General features: G+C 36.2%; 32 protein-coding genes, 1 pseudogene and 1 riboswitch. Of the genes and pseudogenes, 8 read left to right on the top strand and 25 right to left on the bottom strand.

Going from position 1 to position 25,108, the window contains the following annotated elements:
- Nucleotides 1-189: 189 nt before the first annotated feature.
- Complete coding sequence (locus tag PQQ29_RS05925) at nt 190-1,074, top strand: PocR ligand-binding domain-containing protein (RefSeq protein ID WP_010990777.1); 885 nt, start codon at nt 190-192, stop codon at nt 1,072-1,074.
- Between the two features lie 154 nt (nt 1,075-1,228).
- A riboswitch (cobalamin riboswitch) is annotated at nt 1,229-1,420 on the bottom strand.
- A gap of 64 nt (nt 1,421-1,484) precedes the next feature.
- Here PQQ29_RS05925 and cobC read toward each other — a convergent pair.
- The 9 genes from cobC to PQQ29_RS05880 all read right to left on the bottom strand — a co-directional run bounded on the left by cobC (nt 1,485) and on the right by PQQ29_RS05880 (nt 7,575).
- Nucleotides 1,485-2,060 carry an alpha-ribazole phosphatase gene (cobC, locus tag PQQ29_RS05920; protein ID WP_010990776.1) on the bottom strand — a complete coding sequence of 192 codons (576 nt, stop codon included), beginning with the start codon at nt 2,058-2,060 and terminating at the stop codon, nt 1,485-1,487.
- Nucleotides 2,061-2,807 carry an adenosylcobinamide-GDP ribazoletransferase gene (cobS, locus tag PQQ29_RS05915; RefSeq protein WP_010990775.1) on the bottom strand — a complete coding sequence of 249 codons (747 nt, stop codon included), beginning with the start codon at nt 2,805-2,807 and terminating at the stop codon, nt 2,061-2,063.
- Between the two features lies 1 nt (nt 2,808).
- The gene (cobU, locus tag PQQ29_RS05910) at nt 2,809-3,366 is read right to left on the bottom strand and encodes a bifunctional adenosylcobinamide kinase/adenosylcobinamide-phosphate guanylyltransferase (protein ID WP_010990774.1); all 558 of its coding nucleotides are present in this window, start codon (nt 3,364-3,366) and stop codon (nt 2,809-2,811) included.
- Nucleotides 3,359-4,102 carry an alpha-ribazole kinase gene (gene cblS, locus PQQ29_RS05905; RefSeq protein ID WP_010990773.1) on the bottom strand — a complete coding sequence of 248 codons (744 nt, stop codon included), beginning with the start codon at nt 4,100-4,102 and terminating at the stop codon, nt 3,359-3,361. Before cblS ends, cobU begins: the two co-directional genes overlap by 8 nt.
- 24 nt (nt 4,103-4,126) lie before the next feature.
- A complete protein-coding gene (locus PQQ29_RS05900) occupies nt 4,127-4,558 on the bottom strand; it encodes a EutP/PduV family microcompartment system protein (protein WP_010990772.1) in 432 nt (143 codons plus the stop codon).
- A 5-nt stretch (nt 4,559-4,563) separates the two neighbouring features.
- Nucleotides 4,564-4,914 carry an ethanolamine utilization microcompartment protein EutS gene (gene eutS / locus PQQ29_RS05895; RefSeq protein WP_003724686.1) on the bottom strand — a complete coding sequence of 117 codons (351 nt, stop codon included), beginning with the start codon at nt 4,912-4,914 and terminating at the stop codon, nt 4,564-4,566.
- A gap of 147 nt (nt 4,915-5,061) precedes the next feature.
- Complete coding sequence (locus PQQ29_RS05890) at nt 5,062-5,616, bottom strand: BMC domain-containing protein (RefSeq protein WP_003719346.1); 555 nt, start codon at nt 5,614-5,616, stop codon at nt 5,062-5,064.
- A complete protein-coding gene (locus PQQ29_RS05885; RefSeq protein ID WP_010990771.1) occupies nt 5,613-6,977 on the bottom strand; it encodes an RnfC family protein in 1,365 nt (454 codons plus the stop codon). The genes PQQ29_RS05890 and PQQ29_RS05885 overlap by 4 nt, the downstream gene beginning before the upstream one ends.
- Before the next feature lie 118 nt (nt 6,978-7,095).
- Nucleotides 7,096-7,575 carry a precorrin-2 dehydrogenase/sirohydrochlorin ferrochelatase family protein gene (locus tag PQQ29_RS05880; RefSeq protein ID WP_010990770.1) on the bottom strand — a complete coding sequence of 160 codons (480 nt, stop codon included), beginning with the start codon at nt 7,573-7,575 and terminating at the stop codon, nt 7,096-7,098.
- Nucleotides 7,576-7,666: 91 nt separating this feature from the next.
- Between PQQ29_RS05880 and PQQ29_RS05875 the strand changes: the two genes are divergently transcribed.
- From PQQ29_RS05875 to PQQ29_RS05865, 3 genes are all read left to right on the top strand, one after another.
- Complete coding sequence (locus PQQ29_RS05875) at nt 7,667-8,074, top strand: VOC family protein (protein ID WP_003771400.1); 408 nt, start codon at nt 7,667-7,669, stop codon at nt 8,072-8,074.
- A 127-nt stretch (nt 8,075-8,201) separates the two neighbouring features.
- The gene (locus PQQ29_RS05870) at nt 8,202-8,774 is read left to right on the top strand and encodes an ATP-dependent Clp protease proteolytic subunit (protein ID WP_010990769.1); all 573 of its coding nucleotides are present in this window, start codon (nt 8,202-8,204) and stop codon (nt 8,772-8,774) included.
- A 64-nt stretch (nt 8,775-8,838) separates the two neighbouring features.
- A complete protein-coding gene (locus PQQ29_RS05865) occupies nt 8,839-9,186 on the top strand; it encodes a nuclear transport factor 2 family protein (protein WP_010990768.1) in 348 nt (115 codons plus the stop codon).
- 33 nt (nt 9,187-9,219) lie between these two features.
- Here the strand turns inward: PQQ29_RS05865 and PQQ29_RS05860 are convergent, their stop codons facing one another.
- Entirely contained in the window at nt 9,220-10,728 is a 1,509-nt protein-coding gene (locus tag PQQ29_RS05860) for a leucine-rich repeat domain-containing protein (RefSeq protein WP_187984094.1), read from the bottom strand.
- A 310-nt stretch (nt 10,729-11,038) separates the two neighbouring features.
- Nucleotides 11,039-11,509, bottom strand: a complete 471-nt coding sequence (locus tag PQQ29_RS05855; protein WP_187984093.1) for a GNAT family N-acetyltransferase — start codon at nt 11,507-11,509, stop codon at nt 11,039-11,041.
- Between the two features lie 112 nt (nt 11,510-11,621).
- On the opposite strand from PQQ29_RS05855, the gene PQQ29_RS05850 reads away from it, so the two are divergent.
- Nucleotides 11,622-12,206, top strand: coding sequence for a hypothetical protein (locus PQQ29_RS05850; protein ID WP_041918373.1), 585 nt, complete (start codon nt 11,622-11,624; stop codon nt 12,204-12,206).
- 211 nt (nt 12,207-12,417) lie between these two features.
- Here PQQ29_RS05850 and PQQ29_RS05845 read toward each other — a convergent pair whose 3' ends face one another.
- Together PQQ29_RS05845 and PQQ29_RS05840 are read right to left on the bottom strand one after the other, a co-directional pair.
- Entirely contained in the window at nt 12,418-14,064 is a 1,647-nt protein-coding gene (locus PQQ29_RS05845) for an amino acid ABC transporter ATP-binding/permease protein (RefSeq protein WP_010990764.1), read from the bottom strand.
- A 1-nt stretch (nt 14,065) separates the two neighbouring features.
- Nucleotides 14,066-15,781 (bottom strand): ABC transporter ATP-binding protein/permease, encoded by a 1,716-nt coding sequence (locus PQQ29_RS05840; protein ID WP_010990763.1) that lies wholly within the window; start codon nt 15,779-15,781, stop codon nt 14,066-14,068.
- A gap of 249 nt (nt 15,782-16,030) precedes the next feature.
- Between PQQ29_RS05840 and PQQ29_RS05835 the strand changes: the two genes are divergently transcribed.
- From PQQ29_RS05835 to PQQ29_RS05825, 3 genes are read left to right on the top strand one after another with little or no spacing between them, the layout of a single operon-like run.
- Nucleotides 16,031-16,750, top strand: a complete 720-nt coding sequence (locus tag PQQ29_RS05835) for a MerR family transcriptional regulator (protein ID WP_010990762.1) — start codon at nt 16,031-16,033, stop codon at nt 16,748-16,750.
- Nucleotides 16,747-17,343, top strand: a complete 597-nt coding sequence (locus PQQ29_RS05830) for a GNAT family N-acetyltransferase (RefSeq protein WP_010990761.1) — start codon at nt 16,747-16,749, stop codon at nt 17,341-17,343. The genes PQQ29_RS05835 and PQQ29_RS05830 overlap by 4 nt, the downstream gene beginning before the upstream one ends.
- Nucleotides 17,316-18,338 carry an alpha/beta hydrolase family protein gene (locus PQQ29_RS05825; protein WP_010990760.1) on the top strand — a complete coding sequence of 341 codons (1,023 nt, stop codon included), beginning with the start codon at nt 17,316-17,318 and terminating at the stop codon, nt 18,336-18,338. The genes PQQ29_RS05830 and PQQ29_RS05825 overlap by 28 nt, the downstream gene beginning before the upstream one ends.
- 13 nt (nt 18,339-18,351) lie before the next feature.
- On the opposite strand, the gene PQQ29_RS05820 is transcribed toward PQQ29_RS05825, so the two are convergent.
- The 12 genes and pseudogenes from PQQ29_RS05820 to PQQ29_RS05770 form a co-directional block, all read right to left on the bottom strand.
- Nucleotides 18,352-18,807: a MepB family protein gene (locus PQQ29_RS05820; RefSeq protein ID WP_010990759.1), complete on the bottom strand. Its 456-nt coding sequence runs from the start codon at nt 18,805-18,807 to the stop codon at nt 18,352-18,354.
- Nucleotides 18,797-19,249 (bottom strand): GNAT family N-acetyltransferase, encoded by a 453-nt coding sequence (locus PQQ29_RS05815; RefSeq protein WP_003761694.1) that lies wholly within the window; start codon nt 19,247-19,249, stop codon nt 18,797-18,799. Before PQQ29_RS05815 ends, PQQ29_RS05820 begins: the two co-directional genes overlap by 11 nt.
- 170 nt (nt 19,250-19,419) lie before the next feature.
- Complete coding sequence (locus PQQ29_RS05810; protein ID WP_010990758.1) at nt 19,420-19,722, bottom strand: hypothetical protein; 303 nt, start codon at nt 19,720-19,722, stop codon at nt 19,420-19,422.
- A 201-nt stretch (nt 19,723-19,923) separates the two neighbouring features.
- Nucleotides 19,924-20,259, bottom strand: a complete 336-nt coding sequence (locus PQQ29_RS05805; protein ID WP_010990757.1) for a hypothetical protein — start codon at nt 20,257-20,259, stop codon at nt 19,924-19,926.
- A 260-nt stretch (nt 20,260-20,519) separates the two neighbouring features.
- Nucleotides 20,520-20,620, bottom strand: a pseudogene (locus PQQ29_RS14455) (hypothetical protein); the annotation flags it as partial.
- Nucleotides 20,621-20,662: 42 nt separating this feature from the next.
- Nucleotides 20,663-21,100, bottom strand: coding sequence for a hypothetical protein (locus PQQ29_RS05800; protein ID WP_010990756.1), 438 nt, complete (start codon nt 21,098-21,100; stop codon nt 20,663-20,665).
- On the bottom strand, nt 21,090-21,563 hold the full coding sequence (locus tag PQQ29_RS05795; protein WP_010990755.1) for a hypothetical protein: 474 nt from the start codon (nt 21,561-21,563) through the stop codon (nt 21,090-21,092). Before PQQ29_RS05795 ends, PQQ29_RS05800 begins: the two co-directional genes overlap by 11 nt.
- Nucleotides 21,564-21,648: 85 nt before the next feature.
- Complete coding sequence (locus PQQ29_RS05790; protein WP_010990754.1) at nt 21,649-22,068, bottom strand: hypothetical protein; 420 nt, start codon at nt 22,066-22,068, stop codon at nt 21,649-21,651.
- A gap of 12 nt (nt 22,069-22,080) precedes the next feature.
- Nucleotides 22,081-23,478, bottom strand: a complete 1,398-nt coding sequence (locus tag PQQ29_RS05785) for a T7SS effector LXG polymorphic toxin (RefSeq protein ID WP_187984092.1) — start codon at nt 23,476-23,478, stop codon at nt 22,081-22,083.
- Nucleotides 23,475-23,831, bottom strand: a complete 357-nt coding sequence (locus PQQ29_RS05780) for a hypothetical protein (protein ID WP_010990752.1) — start codon at nt 23,829-23,831, stop codon at nt 23,475-23,477. The genes PQQ29_RS05785 and PQQ29_RS05780 overlap by 4 nt, the downstream gene beginning before the upstream one ends.
- A complete protein-coding gene (locus PQQ29_RS05775; protein ID WP_010990751.1) occupies nt 23,832-24,116 on the bottom strand; it encodes a DUF3130 family protein in 285 nt (94 codons plus the stop codon).
- Between the two features lie 297 nt (nt 24,117-24,413).
- Nucleotides 24,414-24,977, bottom strand: coding sequence for a hypothetical protein (locus tag PQQ29_RS05770; protein ID WP_233444724.1), 564 nt, complete (start codon nt 24,975-24,977; stop codon nt 24,414-24,416).
- Nucleotides 24,978-25,108: the final 131 nt, after the last annotated feature.

Genomic DNA, 25,108 nt, shown 5'->3' with positions numbered 1-25,108 from the left:
ACAATTTTGCGCCTTCAAAAAAATAAACGACAAAAAGCCATCCAGTAGAGCATGGTTTGGGCTTTCTCTTATGAAATTAGTCTTAGCAATATATTGTTATCTTCATGGCAAGAAAATGTAAGCGCATTATAAATATGCTATACTAAGAACGACAGAAACACGCCAAGTATTGCCGAAAGGGGAATAGCTATGTTACTACAAACCAAAAGCAATGAAATGCTTCTTGAAAAAGTCATGGATGAGTTCTCAGCCGCTACTAGTCTAGCCTCAGTTGTTGTAGATATACACGGTACCGAAGTTTCAAGATTATGTAACTTTACTCCTTTTTGCCAACTCATTCGTTCTAACCCAAAATATCGCTCGCTTTGCCAAAAATGTGATATGTTTGGCGGGTTGGAAGCTTCTAAAACCGGAAAACCTTTAATTTATCGATGTCACGCTGGACTAACCGATTTTTCAGTTCCAATCGTCGTCGAAAATCAACTAAGCGGATTTTTGCTCAGCGGTCAGGTTATTTGTGAAGAAAATAGTGAAGTTGGTAATATTCAAACAGAAGAAACTGATTGGAAAAACGATAAAGACCTAATTTCCGCGTTTCGCTCTGTCCCTGTTTTCAGCTCTAAAAAAATCAATTCTTCTGCCGAAATGCTTACAATTATCTCCCAGTATTACTTGAAATCTGAAATGGAAAAAAGCCGCGAAGAACAAAAACAAAAAATCGTCTTCCATCACAATAAACCAACACATCATGAAGATAATAAAGAAATTCGAAAAGCACTTAAGTATATTGAAAAAAATCTCAATCGTCCAATTACACTTGATGAAGTTGCAAGTCATGTCTACCTTAGCTCTTATTACTTCAGTAAATTATTCAAAAAAGAAATGAATGTTAATTTTATCAATTATGTAAACCAAAAGAAAATGTCGCTCGCAAAAGATATGCTAAAAAATCCACGTTGGTCGATTGATAATGTTGCTCGTAACTTAGGATTCACCCAAACGAGCTATTTCTGCAAAGTCTTCCGAAAAGAGTTTGATGTAACTCCAAAAGGCTACCGCGAAACCTTAAAATAAGTACTTTCCAAAGTCATATTCGATGATTATTTCAGAATATGACTTTTTTGCTGCTTGAAAAACAAAAAAACTTTCATCCATTATCGAATGAGAGTTTATGCACAGCAAATAAGCTATACTACCCGCATACGCTTTTTAGGACCCCGAAAAAGAGTTGCTTCCGTCTTATTTGGCGAGTATCCTGACTTGGCTTCATTCAACAATTGAACCTTCCCATACGTCAAAAACGCACAGTGGTTATTTTCAATTCTTGTCCACCTTACAGTTGCGGGGGCAGTTCCGGCTTCATACCGAATTCCTCTTTCAGAAATGCAAACACATTCCACCAACATAAGACCTATTTAACTACCTACATCTTACCACAAACGATTTACAAAAAAAGCGTTTTCACCTGAAACAACAAAAATCTACTATTGATTAGAAATGAGAAAGCTTTGAGACTTATTGTCCCAGAGCGAATAGCAACCTTGCTTAAAATCGGTATCCCAAAATTGTGCTATTTTTTGATCTTGTAGAAAAAGTGCAATGGCGCGTAATACACCAAGATGCCCTACAAATAACACCGTATCGAGTTTCTGCCAGTTTTCCCATTCAGCCTTAAATGTAGCTATCACTCGCTCATAAAAAACCGGAAAACTTTCCCCATTTGGAAACGGAGCTGTTTGCCAGTTACTACAATAGTCATCCCAGGCGACAGGAAACTTAGTACTAATTTCTTGGTATGTATATCCTTCAAAATCGCCAAAATTCATTTCATTAAATCCAGGAAAACGAATTGGCTTTCTGTTACTTAACAATGCTGCAGATTGATTTACTCGCATTAAATCACTGGTAACGACTAAGTCAAATGAGTAATCAGTAAGTCTTTCTTGGAGTCGTTTCATTTGTCTTATACCATTTTCATTTAAAGCCACGTCCATTTGACCACAATATTTTTTTAGTGCATTGCAGTCAGTTTCGCCGTGCCTGACAAAAATAAGTTGCAATTACATCAACCCCCAAATTAACACTAAACAAAATAGGCACACAAGTTGTCCCATTTGCCCACCTGCACCAAGCGTATCCCCGTTCATTCCACCAATTCGCTTATATACAAATAACCGGTAAATAATCGTAAATACTAACACGCCAGCATAAGCAATTAGCCCAATATAAGAGAAAAACAACGCTAAAACAATGAGAACAATCCCTTGGGCAATCATAATCGGCCACCAAGGAACACCTAGAAAAATAGAACCAAGCCCTTCTTTCGATCCTGCATAACTCATTTTCGCAAAAAGTAGCATTGTCACACCTTTTGCAACGATTGGTAAAACGAAAAACAACCAGCCAATCTGCTGTATATTTGGAACAGAAAGAAATAAAGCGCCATAAAAAAGAAAATAAAAGCAAATCGCAATTACACCATTGGCACCAACACGACTATCTTTCATAATTTCTAGCATCCGCTCTTTTTTACGCGAAGAAAATAATCCGTCAGCTGTATCTGCAAGCGCATCAACATGGAATCCGCCCGTAATAATAATTTCTGCAAAAAGTCCCGCGATAATCGCAACCGGCAAAGGCATAACAAGCGCTACTAAAGAAAAAACGAGCCAATTCCAAGCACCTATAACAACCCCAACAAGCGGAAGAAGCGCGCTCCCTTTTTTCAAGTTAATCTCGTCCATATTTATTTGGATCGGTAGCGGAATTCGCGTAAAGAATTGAATTAATAAAATCAATGTTTTCATATTACTTCCACCTTTTCGGAATGCCGCTCACGACAAAATAAACTTCCTCTACTTCCGTTGCAATTTGCTGATTAATACGACCAATAATATCTCGAAATACTCGAGTTAACTTGTTTTCAGGTACAACCCCTAGCCCAATTTCGTTCGTAACAAAAATAAGTTTGGCAGAGGATTGCTTTCCTGCTTTTAAAATTGCACGAACTTCCGATTGAATCGCCGCTTCTACTTCATCAGCAATCTCATTTGTCAACTCGCGCTCACCAAGCAACGAAAAAAATAAATTAGTTACTAACATCGTTACGCAATCAAGCATTATTACATCATATTGATTTCCATGTTGCTCCAAGTAAGTAGCAATCCCTTTAAATGCTTCAAAAGTATCCCAGTGTTCTGGACGGGTTGCTTGATGTTTTTTTATCCTAGCTTGAAACTCTGTATCATTTTGAAATGCAATTCCGGTCGCCACATATAAAACACGATCATATTTGGCAGCTTCTTTTTCAGCAAAATTACTTTTACCACTTCTAGCACCACCAGTTACAAGCATCATTTCAGCCATGGTAATTCCTCAACTCTCCTAAACATTTAGCAGCTGGAAAATTCTGCTCAAATGCCTTTACTTCACTTGCTTTAACTGCTACTAAAATAACCGAAGCCGGCCCAGCAGTTTTATTCATGGTCGCTTCATTAAAAACGCCACTGGCTTCGAAAACACAATCATTAAGCCGTGCTAAAGTATTGGCCTCATAAGCCATTCCTTTCGACCCAACCGGCACAACTTCAAGTACTCTACTATCAGAAACTAACTGTTTGACCAAAGGATAATCTGGCATTTCCATCATTCTCTGCAAAACTTCTGCTCCAACAATCGGTTCGCCAAATGCAAATAAGACCGCAGCTTCATGCACATTTATGAGCTTAAGTGCAGCTTTAGTCGCAAAACCAGTTACAAGAACGCCTACACTAGTTTGTGTTACGTTCATATTTTCTTCAGTACTACCATTTAATTCAATATGACCTAAATCAGCCTTAAAAAGTTCGTCTTTTAGACCTGCGATAACACGTTTACCGGTCGGCTCCATTTCCGCTCCGATAACATCACTCACAGCCACAACTACAGCACCTGAAGCAAGCATTTCTAGTAGAGCAACTCTCAAGGTCAACCTTGCTGTCACTTCAGGCGCAACTCTTAAGCCATCATGCACTTTCTCACCAAACCCAGCGCTAATATCACAGCTCGTCAAAACACAACCACCAGGCACATCAATTACAGATAAATCCCTCACTTGAGGCATAAAATAACCCCCATTTAGTTAAAATTAATCTTCCAAATATGCCCGAAGCTCTTCTATTCCAGTTTCCTCTACCGAAGAAATATAAAAAATATGCTTCGCGCCAGCCATGCGTAATTCCCGCTCTGCTCGCTCGATGTCTTTGTCCGATTCCGCTAAATCCACTTTTGTAACAATCCCAATAACCGGTTTAGCAAAAATACTGGCAAACATCGGTGAAAACGTCTGCTTCTTCTCCGTTACACTTTGTAAAATCGCGATTACTGATGCATCAGCCGAAGTCACAGTGAGCGCACTGTATAGTTGTCTATGTTGTACAAATTCGCCTGGGGTATCAATCATTTCTTGAAAATACTCCACAGCTTGTGTTTTTTTATATAAAATATCATATCCATGTAATTTCTGGCACAGCGTTGTTTTACCACAACCAACTGAACCCATTACCATCATTTTCTTCAAGTGACTCAGCTCCTAGTGATTTTTGGAATAGAAAAGTCCAAAATCTCATGTAATGAATAAACAACTTGTTGTAAAGCTGATTCAACAGAAGAAACATCACCAGTAAGTACAACAGACCCACTAAAACGATCAATAAAGCCAATTCGAACGTCACCTGATTTAGTTGCAATGTCACTCGCAATAATCGAAGCCTCACTTGGCGTAATCGTTAAAATTCCAATCGCACTTGCGCCTTCTTCTAATCCTAATTTTGTATAAATATCACGGTTCGGATTGGCGATTAAATGCGCCAGCGTCACCTGTTTTCCCGGTACATATTCTTGTATTACGCGTTCTTTATTATCATCAAAACTCATTTTCTTCACTCCTCATCTAGACAAACTATCTCAAAATAATCCTATCATATTTAAGCGCCACTATTTTGTCAGATTGTTCAAAAGGCACGCAACCACAGTCAGTGCGTACCTTTCTCAAAAACTCTATGACAATATATTGTTATCTTTTTAATAGATTAAACTCTCGAAAACTTCTTTACGAGGTCTTGGTATAACTACTTTATTAATTAAAAGTGCTTCCTCTTTAGCAGCTGCAAGTCCCGCTTCCACGGCCGCTTCACATGCTGCTGTATCACCAGTTAAAACAACGAAAGATTTACCAGCAATCCCCGTCGCCAACCGAATATCCATCAGCTGAACATCTGCAGCTTTTACCGCGGCATCTGCAGCAATAATTGATCCTGAACAGGAATAATACTCCATAACACCAACTGCATTCATCTCATCTGGCACTTCCGTTTTGTTAATTGCTTTGATTACTTGGTCGGACACGCGAGGAATGACTAAGTTCCCAACGATATTTGCCGCACCAATCTTCGTTCCCGCTTCAATTGATTGAGCTACAGAATCCACTGTACCGGCAATTAATATATAATACTTCCCAGGACAGCTTGCTTTAGCATAAATCAATTCTGAGTTGGCCGCTTTTAGCATTGTGTCAACCGCCTCGATGCCTTTCGAAATACTATTTAATTCGAGAAATCCTAATGTATCCATTTTCATGACATCACCCTCTTAATATGAACTTGTTCTTCGGTTATACGAATAATTTGACCGTCAATACTTGCATGGATATTTGCCCCAAGAGCAGTATCAGGAATTTTCGCAATTAAATCGCCTTTTTTCACGATGTCCCCTTCACTTACTACTGGAATAGACGGCGCACCAATATGCATTTTTGTTGGGATAAAAACTTCATCCACATCTAAATAATGCATTGTTTCTAAATGAACATCAGCATATTGCTGTAAGCCCATTTTAATTAGAATATTTTTTGGAGCAATCGATTTATAATCGCGCATCGGGTCAGGCGTAAATTCTTTTTTATCAGTTTGATAACGAACACCTTGTTTTAAAAGCTCTTTTTTCACATGAATGTTTACTTGGCGCGGGGAAAGCCCCATCGGACAAGCGATTACCTCACAAATACCACATTCGCAACAAATCATCGCTTCTTCCCAGATCGGATCTGGTTTAATATCCGTTATATCTTCTGCAACCGCAAAATGGCGCATGACTTTATGCGGATGAATATCATGACCTAATTGTTGTCTCGGGCATAAATCCGAACAAAGCGAACACTGAATACAAGCCGACTTTGTTTCATTAAAAATTTGTTCCACTGTTTGGTAATGTAGCTTGTGCAGATAACCCGTATCCTCTGCCACAATCAAACCCGAAGTTGTTTTCGTTACAACTTTTTCAGCAATAGTGGACTGATCATTTAATTTCCCCATCATCGGTCCACCATCTAAAAATAAATACTCGTCTAAATTAGTTCCACCAGCTGCTGCTAAACATACTTCAAATGGCGTTCCAACTGGTACATCTAAAAGTTTTGGCTCTCCAACTGCTCCAGTTACTGTCAACTGTTTACGAATAACTGGCGCGTCATCTTGAATTGCATGAAAGACGTTCCACATTGTCGAGACATTCGATACAATACAGCCAACCATAAGTGGAATACCGCTTGGTGGCACAACGCGTCCAGTCACTTCAAAGACCATCACTTGCTCGTCGCCAGTTGGATAGACATTATCCATCTCATGTATTGTCACGCTTGCATTTAGTTCTGTAATTGCTGACCGTAAAGCCGCAATTTCTTCTGTGTAATACCGTTTTGTTGCAATAACGGCAAACTCTGCACCTACTTGGTTTTTAACCATTTCAATTGCTTTAATCGTTTCTACTGCATGGTTTCTCATGACAAAATGATCTGTTTTTAGGAGCGGTTCACATTCCGCTGCGTTAATAATTAAGTATTCCACTTCACCGCTAAATTTGGCATGGGTCGGAAAGCCCGCTCCACCACAACCAACAACTCCGGCATCTTTAATCTTTTCTAAAATGGACATTTGGCTCAGCACCCTCTTAATATTTTTTCAGTATACTTCAATGATAGAGCGTTTACATTCCAAAATCTATAGTAAAATTTTGCAACCTAAAAGAGAGCAATATAATAGAATAAAAAACCTACTAAAATTAGCAGGTTTTATCTTTTTTATTACGATTTCCGATTTCTTCTGTTTCTAGATTTTCTACTAGCTGACTGACTTCACGTTTTACTTTCTTGGCGTATCCAGGATTACCGCCGCCCGTTGAAATACCGACTAGCAACTCATTTTTTGATACAGTTGCCATATTGAAAAAATCGGAATTCTTTTGTTCTGTCGTATCATTCACTAGTTGTTCTGGCAAGCAATCTTTCAGTACCATTTGGTTTACTTCTGGGTTATTCGTACAAATAAATATCAGAAAAGCACCAGCTAGATGTTCGGCCCGGTATGCTTCTTCTTTCACCTGCACTTGAAGCTCTTTAATCTCTGGCAAAACGTCTAATCCGACAATTAAAATATCAGCTCCGGTATGGAGTAGCCCCTTTACTTTACGAAGCGCCACCTTCCCGCCGCCAATTATGACAACCCTTTTCCCTGTAATATCAAGCATTATCGGATATTTCATCATCATGCCCCCGTACATTTTTCTCCATTTTAACACATAATTGAAACATTTTTCGGGTATAGTTAAAATAATTCAAAAGGAGGTAAAATAAATGTTTAATCAAGCAAAACGAATCTCCACATTTTTCACTTTTAATGGTAATGGAGAGGAAGCTTTTAATTTTTATTTAGACACTTTTCCAGATGCGAAAAAAATCGGCTTAACTTACTTCACAAAACCAGAACAAGGCGGCGATATTGGCAAGGTGTTGAATGCTACTTTTGAAATTAAGGGAGCATCATTTATGATTATGGACATGACTAACAACGCCTCGCCTGACTTTAGCTGGGCCACAACAACCCTTTATTTCGCAGACACAGAAGATGAATTTGATACCCTTTTTGAAAAACTAGCTAAAGAAGGCACGGTTATGATGGGACCTGAAGAAGTTGAAGCGCTTCGAAAAGTGGCTTGGGTTACTGATAAATTCGGGATTACTTGGCAACTCGCATTCGTATAAAATTAAGAAGAGAACGCTATCCTAAAGCGTTTTCTTTTTGTATTCAAAATGTTTGACCATTTTCGACCATTATGATAAGATACCTGTATTACAAATAAACTAAGGCTTTTTAAGGAGGAATTTTTTCATGGCAGAGAATAAAAATAATGAAAATATCACAAACATCCTTACCCAAAAATTGATTGATACACGCACAGTGTTAATTTACGGGGAAATCAATCAGGAGTTAGCCGAGGACGTTTCTAAGCAGCTTTTACTACTTGAATCTATTAGCAATGATCCGATTACCATTTTTATTAATAGCCAAGGTGGTCACGTTGAAGCAGGCGACACAATTCATGATATGATTAAATTCATTAAGCCTACTGTTAAAATCGTTGGAACTGGCTGGGTTGCAAGCGCTGGTATTACTATTTACCTAGCCGCTGAAAAAGAAAATCGTTATAGTCTACCTAACACGCGCTATATGATTCATCAACCAGCTGGCGGTGTTCAAGGCCAAAGCACAGAAATTGAAATCGAAGCAAAAGAAATTATCCGGATGCGCGAAAGAATTAATCGTCTCATCGCCGAAGCAACAGGTCAATCGTACGAAAAAATCTCCAAAGATACAGACCGCAACTTCTGGCTTTCTGTAAATGAAGCAAAAGATTACGGCATCGTAAATGAAATCATTCAAAATCGTGACGGAATAAAATAACACAAAAAGGTTCACTTACAAAATCAAGTGAACCTTTTTATTTCTTTAAAACGGAGGACTTAGAATGGAATTAACGAAAGAAAACTTCAAAAAACTTGACCAAATACATTTATCGCTCGAAAACCGTCACTCCATGTCCGAAATTATCGATATTTTAAGCGAATCTTATATTGAAATCACGCAAAGTGGTGTTGTTAAAGACTTTTCCTATTACAAATCGCTAAAAACACTTGGCGATAGCGCTCTAGAAATCATGAATTATGATATAAAAATTTTAGATGAAACAAAGGTCTTATCATATTATAAACTTAAAAATCTAAGTGAAAACTCCTATACAATGCGAAGTAACATCTGGATTTTCGAAAATGGCTCGTGGAAACTCACCTTTCACCAAGGCACAAAAATCGTATAAAAAGGAATTTGACTAAAAGCCAAATTCCTTTTTTTATTTTCGTTTACGCAATAATACCAAACTAGAAACAGCTAGAATTAAACCGCCAACTAAACTAGAAGTCATTCCACTATCCCCTGTTTTCGGTAAATTTCTATTATCTTTAGCTACAATCGGATTAACGGATATCGTCTGTTTTATTAAAGTTTCAGTTGCTTGAAGAACTGACTTCACTGGATCAGTTGAATTTACTTGATTTGACGGGTCTACTGGAGTGATTGGATCTACCGGGTTTACTGGATCTATTGGGTCTACCGGGTCTACCGGGTCTACCGGGTCTACCGGGTCTACTGGATCTACCGGGTCTACTGGGTCTACCGGAGTAATCGGATCAACAGGCTTCTCCAACAGTGGCTGGGTAATTTTACCAGAATACGTTGTTGTTAACGAACCAATTGCTACGGGTAAATTATACTCGTAATTTAGAATATAATTACTTTGCAACCCTTCCCATGTAATCTCGCCATTTGCATAAATACCCGCATGACTTACTTTTGTCGGCTGTACTCTGCTGCCATTTTCATCAATTACTGGAGCGGGTAAAATCAATGGATTATCTACCTCAACCGCATCTAATACACGCGTTTGGTTCTCAAGTTCTAACCTAGTTAAATTGGTCAAATTTTTCAGGGGCGAAATATCAATTATTTGGTTGAAACTAAGAGTTAATGTCTCGAGTGTAGTTGACGTTGCTAAGCTACTAATATCGCTCACCTGATTCGCTTTTAAATCGAAATCTTCAAGGCTAGTAAGATTTTTAACCACACTCACATCCTTGATTTGATTCCCAAATAAACTTAAACCAAGCAGTTTGGGCATATTTTTGAGCGGCGTAATATCACTAATATTATTTCTCCCTGCCCAAAACATCAGCATATTAGACAGATTTTCAACTGGCGATAAATCACTTACCTCACAGTCTCTTATAGTCAAAAATTCCAGTTGCGTCATGTTTTTAACGGCACTAATATCCGAAATAGGATTTGCGCTAACATTCAGTTCTAACATGTTCGTTAAATTTTTTATCGGTTCAATCGTTTGTAAATTATTAAATTCAAAATCAAGTGACATTAATGCTGTCAAATTCGAAATGGGTGTTAAATCACTTATTTGGTTTCTTGGCATCTGGATGATTTCGAGTTGCGTTAAATTACTTAATGGTCCTAGATCACTCACTTGGTTACCATAGCCAAATACTTGCGTGAGATTTTTTAAATACTCTACTCCTTCAAGACTTTGAACACCTTTTGAATCAAAGTGCAAAGATTTAACTGTATTCAATTGGCTTTGCGTAACCGCGCTAGTCGCTGATGGAAGCTTTAACCAATCCGCCACAACTTGCGCGAGCTTTGGATCAGAAAAAATTTCATTAATCGGCTTTGGATTTGTAAGTGAATAGACTGTTTCAGCTTCGACTGTATGCGGCTTAGTAAAATCCCCAACACTAAATACACAAGCAAAGCTCAAAAGTAAACTGGTTGTAATCTTGATCGTTTTTTTCATAGTATCCTCCTTGATTGTCAATCAACATAATACTCCGCTTATATAATCAAATCAATAGAATAAGGAGGCAATTTTTCTTATTTCAGGAAATTATTTTCCTTCGCTTTATTTGGAAGCTAATTCCCATTTGGCCTTGCTAATATTGCTTTCACTGGACTTATCACGCCCATTTATTCTTTATTAAAATGTGTCTAAAAAATGAATCAATATAAGAAATCAGCTTTTTTAACTACTAAAAAAGGTAAGTTAGACTTTTAAATCTAACTTACCTGCTAATTTTTTATAATTCCTCATGCACATCTTTGTTTACTCATTCAAAACTCCCCTCTGCTTGAAAACTCCATTTGAGCACCATCGTCCATTCTTTTTCTTCTATAACTTCGAAACCAGCTTTCACGAGAAACCCAATGCCTGCTTCATTTTCCCGTCTAACTTCATCCAACAAAACTATCCCGCCGCAATCAGTTTGGAAAAAATCTAAGAATAATTGCAAAGCTTTTTGAGCGATTCGCTGGCCCCTATAACATGCAGCCACTTTAATATTTAAATGAGCTGTTCCTTTTTCAAAATCGCGAAAACTAACTTCACCAACAGATTCTGTACCTTTTTTTATAATAAAATAAGCATTGCTCGCTTGTGATTTTGATTTTAGCCAGTCCATTCGCGTTTCTTCTGGAAAAGAAAATGGTCCGCCGAGCACTTCTGTTGTTGCTAAATCTCCCCACAACCATTCAATGAAAGGAAAGTCAGCTGTTGTAGGTTGTTGTAATGTGATTTCCATGAAGTTCCTCCTTGTTTACTTGGTAGTTAAAAGTTCACTAATGAACTTGATGATTATATTTTACAATGTTATCATTAAATTCAACATAAATTCAATCAAGCAGGTGTTCATCATGATATATTACAAAGACAAACTTAAAACAATCGGAACAGCTTTAACTTCTTTATCTTTTATTTTCTTGTTTGGCTTATTAACTTTATTGTCAATAGAAAAACCAGAATCATTTTACTATGGTCTTATTACTCTATTTTTTATAGGATATTTAATTGTTAAACTTCTACTCCCGCCAAAAGAATGGATCCAGGTCACAAAGAATGCTTTTATTATTCACACACGCAACAAAACAAAAACGATTCATCTTGCAAATGTGAAAAGAATAAGTTATAACTTCCAACCTTTTCGTAGGTTCTTGAAGTATCAAGTTCCAGAAACGATGGAACTATTCTTTCAAACAGAAAACAAAATGGAGAAAATCGACTGTGCCTTTATCGGCCGAAATAATTTCGTTGAGTTAATTAACCAATTTGATGCCAAATTAGCTTCATTAAGCGAAGATATTATTGAACATGATCATCGCTATCCCCTTGATCTTGTATATGGAGTATTTATTTTTGGTATCGTCATGCTCTTCTTGATTTTCATTCTTTTGTTTGGACGAGAATTTCTATTTGAGCAAATTGGGAAAGTTTTTGTATAGTACGTCAAATATGATGAAAAACCAGCGTCCATTTACTTTGGACATTATCTCTCATCAAATCGATAAAATATTTTGAGCGGTTCTGTAAAACGCGAATTATTTATATTGCACAGCAGATGAGCAGAACTTGACACGGTTGAATTTTTCGAAAGCTCAGAGAAAGTAGATTTATAAATAAAAAACAGCTTGTAAACTATACAAGCTGTTTTTATTATTTTACTGCACGTTTCAATGCACCATTTTCTATAAATAATTGTTCTTCTGCCAAGTCTAATGTTGTTGCTCGGTGAGAAATTACCAGCACCGTTTTATCTTGAATTTCTAAACGGAGCGTGTTTAAAATCGCTTGTTCATTAATATAATCCAAATTGCTTGTTGGTTCATCTAATAATAATAACGGGGCATCATGGAGAAATAGTCTAGCTAAGCCAATCCGCTGGCGTTCGCCGTCTGATAAATTTCGTGATTGCCCGCCAATGATCGTGTCATAACTTTCTGGCAAAGTCTCAATCCATGTATCGATAGCAGCTTTTCGGGCAGCCTCTTTAACTTCTTCCAAAGTAGCATCTTTTTTTCCTAAACGAATATTATTACCGAGCGTGTCTTCAAATAAAAACGTACTTTGCTCCATAACACCTTCCAGCCTATGAAGCGAAGACTCTGTAATTTCAGGGAGTGCGTTATCATTTAATTTAATCTGACCATCTGGATCCCAGTAACGCATCAGTAGTTTTACTAAGGTACTTTTCCCGCTGCCACTTTCCCCACCGATGCCGAGCCATTTCCCCTTAGGAAGCGCTAGCGAAATTTCGTTTAAAAGTGGTTGTTTTCCATCATGACTAAAACTCACTTTATCTAACTCCGCACTTTCAAAATCCGATAGTTCAAGCTGACCGTTAAATAATACAACAGGTTTTTCTTCAGTTAATGTATATAATCGCTTACCACTAGCAAAAGTAGTTAACAGCGCTGTTCCTAAAGCGTTTAATGCCAATACCGATCCAAAAGAACTCAGACTAAGCACGGTTCCAATTAATACTGTTTCAAGCGGTAATTGCCAAAGACTACCTAGCACTAAAATTAAAGTCGCCGTACCAATTAGCACCCATTCACCAAATATTTGGAGCTCGCTTCCTTGTCGTATTCTTTTTTTATACTGCTTATTGAGCTTTTCACCTTGTTCTTCTAGTTTTCCTAAACGCTCTTCGCCCAATTTAAACTGGAATATATCTTGTAAACTTGCAATATTTTCCATTACCATCTGATTGAGTCCAACGAATTCTTTTTGATAAGCAGTTCCGATTTTTTTATTTCGTTTATAACTAATCATCGGCAAAACGACACCAACCAAGATTTGTCCTAGCAAAAGTATGAGCGCTAAACCAACATCATAGGTCGCCAAAAAGCCAACAGTTACAATCGTCGTACCAACTGCAATAAAAACTGGTGAGATTGTATGCGCGAAAAACACTTCCAAAGCTTCGACATCCGTTGTAATCGCGGCAACTAAATCGCCACTTTTCTTCCCAGATAAACGAGCTGGTCCCAGTTTTCGCAAAGTCGCAAAAATACGTTCACGAATTATCGCAAGTAAACGAAAGGCAATATCATGATTTAAATATTGTTCCGAATATCGTGCCAAACCGCGAACCACACCACAAGCAACCATTACAAAGAGCCATTTATACGGATTCAGAGGTTGCTTTAAAATCACCGCGATAATGCCATACGTACCGATCAAAGAAATCATGATAACCGATAAATTACTTATAATACCAAGTAAAATTGCCAAAATCATCTTTCCTCGTAACGGCTTAACAAACTTTAATAACCAACCAATAATCGTCCATTCTGACATATCATGCTCCCCCTTTCAGCAACGCTTCTTCTTCTAAAAAGTAATTTTTGAAGTAATTGGATTCTTGTTGCAATCGTTCTGGGCTCGCCACTTCCACCAATTTCCCCGCGTCAAAAATGAGTACCTGATCCGCGTCCAAAACATTATATAAGCGATGCGAAATAAAGAGCACGATTTTTTCTTTAGCTAACTTCTGCAACACCAAAAGAATAATTTTTTCACTTTCCAAATCCACACCAGACGTAATTTCATCGAAAACAAAGACTTCAGCTTGACGCAGCAATGCTCTCGCTAGTAACAACCGCTGCCTTTGTCCACCAGATAAATTACTTCCGTTCTCTTCTAAATTCTCACTTAATTGCTCCGGTAACTTCCGAACAAAATCAGCCAAACTAACTTGCTCCAAAACATTCCACAAATCGCTATCATTAGCGGCTGAATTACCAATTAATAAATTTTCCCGAATACTATTTGCATAAAGATAACCATGATTATCTACTAACACAGCTTGTTTACGAATAGCTTCCCCGCTCAAACTAGCTAACGGAACATCATTCCAAATAATTTCCCCTTGATAACCAGGCAATTGGTTTAATAACACTCGCACAAAAGTACTTTTTCCTGAGCCAGACTTTCCAACAAGTGCTGAAAAACTTCCTTTATTGAAATGAGCTGATATATCTTGAAGTGCTTTAGCTTTACCTTCTTCATATGTATATGTTAAATGACGAACTTCCATTTTTTCTAACGGTTTAGCTAATTCTTCTGAGCCATAAACTTGCTCTTTTAACTCTAAATAAGCGAACAATTTACTACATGCACTAATTCCATTCATCGCCACATGGAATAAAGATCCAAGTTGACGCATTGGAATAAAGAATTCGGCGCTTAGTAGTAAGAACATCAACATGCCAGTCATACTTATATTGCCATTTGTGAACATAATTAAAGACATACCAATACCAAGTGCCGCCCCACTATACGAAATAATATCCATAATCGTAATCGAATTCAGCTGCATCGATAATAAACTCATCGTAGCTTTACGGAAACGTTCCGCATCAGAAACAATTTCCTCTTGCTTATATTTATCTTGGTCATAAGCCTTCAAAATACTCAAACCACTTAAATTTTCATGAAATTTGGTTCCTAAATTCGTATAATCCGACCAATAGCCGCTCAAAATCCGCTTAGCAATTTTCATCACTGCCATAATAACAATCGGAATCATCGGCATACAAATTAATAACACAATCGCCGGCTGCCACGCAAATCCAACTAAGCTTCCAAAAATCATCAAAGAAGCGATGAGACAATAAAATAATTGCGGTAAAAAACGTGAATAATAAATTTCTAATTGTTCGATCCCATCTACTGCGAGCTGCGTTAATGTTGATGCCGGTAGCTGTCCTTCGTTGTTGCCTAACCGAAAAGCTTTTTCCATCACAGCACGCCGCATTGATAAACGCAGTTCCGCCGATGCTTGGTAAATTTGTTTCTCGGCTAATTTGGTAAGTATCGCTTTGCCAACTAAAACGACTACAACCGTTCCAATAAGCCATAACCAATTGACACTTTGGCCCTCTAAATAATGCGTTAATTGTTGAGCAAAAATAAGCCAAAGACCAATCATCAGCCCCAAACTAAGCACACGAAAAAGAATTAATAACACTAAAGATTTCTTTTCAACCAATTGAAACAAACGCTTATCAATCATTGTACTTCCCCCGAGTTACATTAAGGTTCGTTTCAAGATACCTTAATACTTTCTTTGATTTTTTGGCAGTATGAGCCATTTTCAATACTACTTTTCCCATTTGATCGCTAACCCCCATTAATAAATCTTTGTTTATTATATCACAAAAATCAGCGTTTGATAATGATTCTCATTGTCATTTGTTTTTTTATTTGACTGCGTGGTAACCACATAGTTTATACTAAAACTAAATCATAAGGAGGTTTTCAGATGCTTACCCTTTCCACTGGCGAAATCGCGCAACTTTTTCAAATATCTAAATATAAAATCCGTCATTATATCGATGAAGGTATTCTAGTTCCTAAACGAAATCCCGAAAATGGCTATTATTATTTTGAAGAAGCCGACATTTACCGTTTATATCAAATTATCCTTTTTAGAAAAATTGGCTTTTCTATTCAAGAAATCAAAGAAAGTTTGCTTAGTGAAAAAGTGACTCCGATGTTAGAGCAGGCTGAACAAGATTTGCAACAAAAAATAGAAGAGTTAGTAGAAATTCAAAAAACGATTCAAAAAATCATCCATTCGCAAAAAGAAATGCGTTTAAATGAAATCACATTTGTAGCTAAAGACGATCGTTATTTTAAAAAAGTTCCTAACCAAATAATTGATAATAACACTATCAACTACGCCCAAGCCGCAAAACACAATCTACCGGATTTAGAGGAACCTTTTTACATTTTCTCCAAACAAGACACTGGTATAATCTGCCTTAAAAGCATAAAAAAAAGAAGTGATTATACTTTTCCAGCCGGCGAATATGCTTGTAAATCTTTTATCGCCAAAGATGAAGCAACCATTGAAACGCAAATCCAACTGTTTTTAGAAGAATTAAAACGCCCTACAACAAGCATGATATTATACGAAAACATCTACCCTTCACTCGCCTATCCAGACGCAATGGTTTACACAATGGAAGTGCCGTTATGACACTTTCCATTAAAAGCATCAATTCATTTGAAAAAGAAAATATCGTTGAAGAAGTAACATCTTTAGTTTTCGCAGGGTTCAAATCAAAGTTCACAAAAACGTTATTCAAAGAAACAGAAGCACGTGACATTATATACGCTTTTTGCCATTACATTTATACAGAACAAGGCGAAAACCTACTAATTGCAATACAAGATGAGCTAATTTGCGGTTGCATGTTTGTAACGAGCAAGAGTGACTCTCATCAAAAGCTATATCAAAACCTAAGAAAATTTTTATCATTTTCACAGTGCCTCAAATTGATTTTCTTCCTCAGTCTTCTATCACACAAACCTGTTCAAAATGAACGATATATTGACTTTATAACCGTTTCGCCAAATTTTCGTGGTCAAGGCATTGGAAAAACGTTAATTTCTCATTGCCTAGAAACTTTTCATGATGAACAGATAACTTTATACGTTGCCAAGAACAATAATGGCGCTTGCAAGCTGTATAGAACTATTGGCTTCCAAGTGATTCAAAAAGAAAATAGCACATTGATGGGAGTACTCACCGGTATTAAAGAATGGCAAAAAATGGAGTGGATACAATGAAACGTTGGAAAAAAACAACTATTGTAATAAGCGCAATCATCGTCATATTAGTAGCGATTCTTTTCATCGGAAACGATTTCGAAATGAACGAAACAAGAGTCGCAATCCCAACTACTGGTGGAAAACTTTCTGCGGTCGTGACAACCCCAAAACACGAGAAACCAAAAGGCATTATCGTATTTGTTCATGGTGACGGGGCACAAGAAGCAACTCAAAACGGTGGCTATAAACCGCTGATGGAACGATTTGCCAAACAAGGATATATATCTGTTTCATGGGATAAATTAGGCGTTGGTAAATCCTCAGGCAATTGGCTAAATCAGTCCATGGATGATCGCGCAAACGAAGTCAACCAAGTGATCGAATGGATGAAAATAAAATACCCAGACAGCACCACCAAAATCGGCTTATGGGGCGCTAGTCAAGCCGGTTGGGTGATCCCAAAAGCAATGAATGCAAATAATGAGATTGCTTTCTCAATCCTTGCCGCCCCTGCTATCAACTGGATGCGTCAAGGAGAATACAACACTGGCTGGCAAGCGAAAGACGCTGGTAAAACAACGAAAGAAGTTAAGCAAGCACAACAAAATTTCCTCACCGACAGCACCCTTATTTCTAATAACAAAACCTACGAAAGCTACAAAAAAAATGGCGGTAAAGAAAAAATGACCCCAGATCGCTACAACTTTATCCGCAAAAACATGAACCAAGATGCCACCCTAGACCTTTCAAAAGTAAAAGCAAAAATCTACCTCGTCTTAGCTGAAAAAGATAAAAATGTCGATTCAGCAGAAACAAAAGATGTTTACACCAAACAAATCAAAAAAGAAAACCTAGAAACCAAAACCATTAAAAATGTCTCGCATCAAATGATTAATCCTGCCATCGCTAATTCAGAGCTACTCATCAATATTGTTGGCTTAATGGTTCCAAAATATTTTCTAGTAGACGATGCTTACCTAGATTACTGCGAGCAAGTAGTTTCTAAACAATAAAAAGAAGACCAGATCAATGGTCTTCTTTTCTTATAGAATAATTTTTAAAATACACCTGTTGCCAAGCTTGTGTTTTTTCCGCTGTTTTATTTAAATCCTGGCACCACGATGGATAAAATCTAGCAGCCATTTTTCCAATACCAACTTCACTAGTTAAAATTCCCTTTTCAATTAAACACTGCCTTGGAAAAACAAATAAACCGTTCAAATCACCATCAATAACAACAATACATAAAAAATCAGCGCTATCATTCTCATCAAAAGGACAATTCTTACCAAGTTCATCTTTCTCCCAAAAAGCAACAAAGTACCCTGTTTTTTTATCTGTTTTTTTCGCCAAACGCGTCCGAATCGTTGTGCCATCTTTAGCCGTTTTTACAATCATTCCTCGATATTCTTTGTTTTGTAGTTCTTCCCGAATTATTTCAAGTTCACCAAGTTCGCTTTGTAACAGCTGTTCATACTCCATTAACTCTCTCCTTCAGTTGCAATTGAAGAATTGGATAAGGCTTCCCAAAACCGTCCAAGTCACTTCTGGAAGAAACCACAAATCCATGCTTCAAATAAAATCTCGTGGCATTTTCATTTTGTTCATTCACATCCACCAGGTTTATCCGCTTATTTTCTATTAGCCAACCCAGAATCTGACTCCCATAACCATTACCCGTGGCTACCGGATCCAGAAACAACATATCTAGTTCCCGCTCGCTCGTCCCACTAAAACCAATGACCTCCTCACCAGCGAACCATAAGAACAGTTCCACATTATCTAGAAACAAAGGAATTTGTTCTTTGTAAAACTGCCTATCTTCCGCAGTTAAAAAATCATGCGTTACAATAACTGACTTTTCCCAAATCGCTAAAATTGTCTGGTAATCTTGTTTTTCCGCTCGTTTATTTATAAGTATCATTTTTTTCAACTTCCTATTTATTTTTTATTTACGCAAGTTCTTCGGTCAAGATTAATAAAGACTCCCCCTTTAGATGTATTTTTCAAATAGGAGGGAATCATCATTTTTCGTTTGATAGGTTTATAGTTTAATTATACTGTGTAAAACGCATAAATCAATTTAACTGTCATTTACAAATGAAACGACACTATCTTCCCTCTCCCAACAACACTCGCGCCCTCCATAACCATAAAAGACCTATTTGGCTGAATCTTACTATAACCAACGCCCTCTTGTTCATATAAAAAAGAACACATTGCATACCCCACCGAATCCAGCGTATCCACTTCTATATCATAAATTTCAACTCCTAAATATTCCCGATCCTCATCCAACTCCATCACAAAATGCGGCCGATACCCCGCTTCCGGAACCGTTTTTCTTGCACTAGAATAAAAGGTAACCTCTACCATAAAGGTCTGCTGCGACTTCATATTATTCCTCCTAATCTGCTTTAATATTTTCAAAGCATCAATAATAAAAAAGCCGAAAACCTATCAAACGATTTTCGACTTTAAATTCCTTTTTGAATAATACCGAATCAAGCTTACTTTTCCACTGATTCAGCTAGCTGATTATACCGTTCTCACAATCCTAGAGGAAAACCATCTTCCCATTCCGCCGACTTAGATAGTTTATTTTTTAGGTTTGGGCACATGTGGCGGTTTCTTTTCCCCACCGAGCAAGATTGCAAGTATTAAGAAAATATATGGATGTGTGAAAAGCACTACTTCCCAAACACCGATTGTATGAAATAACAAATCAGCTGTATCCGAAAGATATGCTAACTCTAAAACATATATAAATAACACAGCTAGAGAAATAAAACACATCCCAATCAACGCTTTTCCCGCTAAAGTGAACTTATATTTTTCAAGTGATAAAGCCAATGTTGTAGAAAAGACACCGATGATAACAAGTAAATAAATTGTCATATACTCTGGTTCATATACAACTGGAAATTCGTTCATAAAGTTACGCTCCTTTAAAATTATTGTGCTGGATTACACTATTGTTTATACGTTGTTGTCCTAAATACAAAAATCCCATGATGTTTTTTTAATTGTTAAAGGTTTTAAAGCATAAACACAAAGAAAGTGAAATCAATTTTACCCTTTTGTGTATGATTGATTTTCTTTTCTCCTTTCGTATTTGAATCTCCCATGTTTTCATAGTACATTATTGTTTGTGAAATAAAAAGAGATTTTATGAGCTTTTCTAATTAATAAGTTGTGACATCCGTTATTTTTATTTCTATTAATTTAAAATTATTATGGAGTAGAAATTCACTTTTTTAAGGATTATTTCTTTTGAGTTACCGTCTATTTTCATGGTTGAACTCCTCTTTGCTGTTACATTCTCAACATTTCTTGGTTAAATATATAAACTCAAACAATCCTTCAAGTCCCCCATTACTTTTCTAGGAACACGGGCTAATTCATACTGCTTATAATCTTCCAACCACTTGTCATCTCCATTTAGCACACTACTCCAATGACGCGGAAGACCTCTTGCAAGTATTAAAAACGAAATATCAACCCGTTCCTGCACAGAATTATATTTTGGCAAATTCTCCCTATCTTTATCATCAAAGACATGCAAAAAATAAGACCATACATCATAACTAACAAGTGAATTATCTTTATCACGGCATACATAATTCAAAGAAACTTCATCAAAATGAATCAAAAAAACATGCGCAAAATTAGAACCAAAAAGTGCTAGCTCCTCTTCAGATATAACTTTATAATTTAACTGGAATTCTTCTATTAATGATTTGAATCTATTTATAAAATCTGCTTCATATTTCATTTTGAAATCCTTCAATTTTTTTGCCATTGATATTTTTTATAATAGTTTGATAGGCTGAATACTCGTCTTTGTTAATAGCTCTCGGCTCATTATAAAACTTATTCTCTTTAAACTCCTTTACCCAGTCATTTTGACCAGATAACAATTCAGGGAAATATTTGCTTAAACCTCTCGCATGAATAAGTAAGCTATTAGAAATTTGGTTGGTCAAATTATTGGCAGGAGTTATATTGGCTAACAAATCTTTTTCATAATTTGAAAATAAGAAATTGGTTATTTTCACTTTTTCTAAGCTATGAAGAAACAGATAATAAACATCAATACCTTCTCTACTTTTCCATATAGTTAGAGCATAATTAGGGTGTAATAACAATATTTCGTCTTCATTTACTTTAATTAAGTTAAATTGATATTCTTGAATTATATCCGCAAAGATATTTTCTACTTCGTGCTTAAACTCCATTAAATCCACCAACTTTGTTATTTTTGTATTAAGATTTTATGCAATCAAATTCATAGAAATAATGCGGTTCTCCTAATATGCATTATTATCGAGTCAATAGTTCACGTTCAATAATACTCTTCTCCAAATTCGAAACAAATTCTTTATTTCCATAGCCGCTTAATGTTTCACCCTGTAGCAATTCTTGAAAATGATTATTGAATCCTCTTTCGCAGATTATTAATTCATTAATTATTTTCTCGTAAATTGTTGTGCTGGGAAGTATTCCTTCTCGTTCGATTTTAGTTAGGTTTCTGTTTAATAAATTATCTAAACTAAATTTACTGAGTGTCGAATTATCTAGTTTGAAATAATGTAAATCCACCCCATCCGTGCTCCATCCTATACCTAAAGCATAATTTTCTCCGATGAAAGCAACTTCATTATTATCTATTTTAGTTAGCTTCAATTGATAATTTTGCTCATATCCTTTGAATATTTTTTCAACTTCTTTATAAAAATCCAATTGATCACTCTCCTATTTTTTAATCATTTTAGATGATTTTGAATCATATTTATAACCATGTTCAAGTAAATAATTATATTCTTTACCAAAACCAGTTAATTCTTTTAATCCAGTTTCCCTATTAATCCTATACAAATTATCCTCAATTGGTTCTGTAGATAAAATAACATCATCATTTCGTGCAATTACTTTATCTAACCAAGGTTGATTATATTCTGCCCAAAATTGATTCGGTGTCTTATATAGGTCATCAGGAGTATTCAATAAGTTAAAACGATTTTTTTTCATACTAAAATCAGTTGATTTGATATTACCTAATTCTTCAAGAACATATTTTGTATCATCTTTAAAAGTCCCTAAAACCGTCGTGGTCTCCCATGGACTCGTTTTTAACTTTATGCCAGAGGTAGGCAAATAATCAAGTTTTCGTACTTGCCCAAACTCAGCATAAAAACCACTCACTCCAAAAGCTCCAACATATTGTAAAAACACCGTTGAGCCATCCACTAGCCTTTGTCCGCCACCAATCCTTTCAGCAGTAACTGCATCCAAACCATAAACTGCTCGATAAAAAGCTCCAACGCCAAACAACTCGCGCATACCGGTTTCATTTTGCCAATAAATCATCTGTTGGTTAACTAAATCTAACGTCGCTTCCGTATTTAGTTTGCCATTAGTTGTAACATATCCGGCACGATTTCCTTCTGGAATATAAGGAAGCATTCCAATATCTTCCATAGCTTTTACTTTGTCATCTATTGCTTTTTGAGAAGCGTATAAATCCACAAGTCGTTCAAAGTTTGAAGCATTTAATTTATCTACTTTGTACATCCCAGTTTGGCTATTAAAAGAAATGTTCGCCTGAATATCACGCACACCACGATTGATTGCTCGAGCTAAGTCACTTAATTCTTGAAAAAAATGACTATGAGCACGTTCAAAATCAAGAAATTTTTCTAAAAGTTGTTCTTTTTTATAATTGGCAAATATTTGCGTTTGAAGCGCATTAATTTCGCCCTGCCTAGAAACTGCTGTCATCGAACTTAATTCTAATTGAATGTGTTCTAATTTATTTTCTAAACGATTTATTTTCTGATCTAATTCATACAGACCTTCTGCATCAATTTTTGCACTTGGAGAACTATCTACTTGACTGTGAAAGTCGGTAATATATTTCCTTAAAGATTCCTCGCTGACATGTAGTGCTTGTTTGATAGAAGCACAAAGCGGTAAATAAGTCGCTGCATAATATCCTTTAGACGCACTAATTGCTTCTCCGGAGAGCGAATCATCTTGTAAATAAGCAATGATAGCATTTTGGATTGCCGTAATTTGTGTTTTAGCCTGTTGATTGGCTATTTTTAATTCATGTGAAAAATGATTTACTTCAGCAATATCTATTCGAGTCATAAACGCATCTCCTTTGTGATATCCTGTTGTTTAGTTTCGAGCGCGTGGAGATTTTGTTGATGCTTTTTTTGCTCATTATTTAGTTCGGTTTGAATATCGGTAGTCATGCAAGCAGTTTTCCGGTTGTAATGATTTACCTCGTCTTCTATTTGCCAAAAAGTATCCTCTGCGTGTTCTCCTCGCCAAGCTTCTTTCATATGATAAAGGATGTCATCCATTTCACGTCTAGCTTGATGAATATCTTCTTCCACATCCTCTAAATGTCTAATTTTATTTTTAATAGCGTATAGAGCGTCATCTTCTCGCTCCATCTCTTTTTTTATTTCACCTAATTCTTGGGTACGTTTATCCACTTAACGCACCTCCAAATTCATCTTCTGGCTGATGGATTTATCTTGTTTTGCAAAAGCTTCCCCCATTTGCTTGATTCGAGTAGCATCATCTTGCGCAACAGATCCTAAATTTTCGATGCCTTCAAGTAGTTCAAGTAATGATTCCCGAAAAAGGTGGATAGAATTAGTTTGCGTATAACTCATGTTTTCATTTTTCAAAGGATAGTAATCTAACTTTCCCGCACTCTCACCTAGGGTTGTAGCATGATTATTCATTTTTTCTTTATTAATACGAATTTTTGTCATGGTTGTTTTCCCTTTCTGTATGTGAAGTTTGTATCATGGTTCTATTATAATGATATTTACACGAGCTGTCATTTAGTAACAATAGGAGATTTTACTTAGACGGATATATCAATTAGAAAATTCTTTTAGGAATCGATAAAAACTATAAAAAAAGATCTCAAAATTTAAATATGAGACCTTTTATTTATTAGCTTTTTTAATGTTGTGTTATTAAGCACTAATGATTAATTTTACTACTATTATTCAAATCTACCCATTTTATTTTTCAAAATTAATATTAGCATACTATTATTAATTTTATAATTTTGTTAGTGCCCAAACAATAGCTTTTCCAGTATAAGCGCCTAAATTAGGATGGCTCTCAAGGAAAGTAGAGAACCTAGAAAGCATACCTGGCTTAATATCCCCATTCTTAATTGCATCTAATATTTCATTCGCTTCTTTTTGCTCATTTTCAGAAAGTCTAGAAATAAAAGCACCAAGTTCCTCAAGAGAATTATCAAAATTATTATTAATAGTGGCATTCATTCCAAAACCAGCGCCCCTTTGGTCTCCACCATAAATATTAATTACTTGAGAAGGAGCAACGTTTACTTTACTTTCTGTCTCCACTAAATCAGGATTATCTAAATATTCAATTCCTTTTGAACTCAAATGAGCATTAGAATGTATTACTATTCCCTTATTAGAAGCATACTTTATACATATGCCTAAAACTAATTCCTCTTCAATAGCCAATTTAACTATCTCTAAATAATCATCCGAATCAACCCTATAATTTGAAATATTTAAATCCTCATCTTTATTTTCTACTCGCTCTAAAAATACTCTCTTTTGTTCCATTTGATTTTTTTTGTTCATCCTAAGCGGCTTCATTGAATCAATAAATCTTAAACCTTTTTCAGTAACATATGGGGAATTCATAAAAACTGCGTAAGAGGGGCCCATAAATGAAAGTTATTTTAGAGATGTAAGTAAGTTAGAGAAAAAAT

Origin of the sequence: Listeria innocua (assembly GCF_028596125.1) — a bacterium.
Taxonomy (GTDB): domain Bacteria; phylum Bacillota; class Bacilli; order Lactobacillales; family Listeriaceae; genus Listeria; species Listeria innocua.
This window is presented reverse-complemented; position numbering and strand designations above follow the sequence as displayed.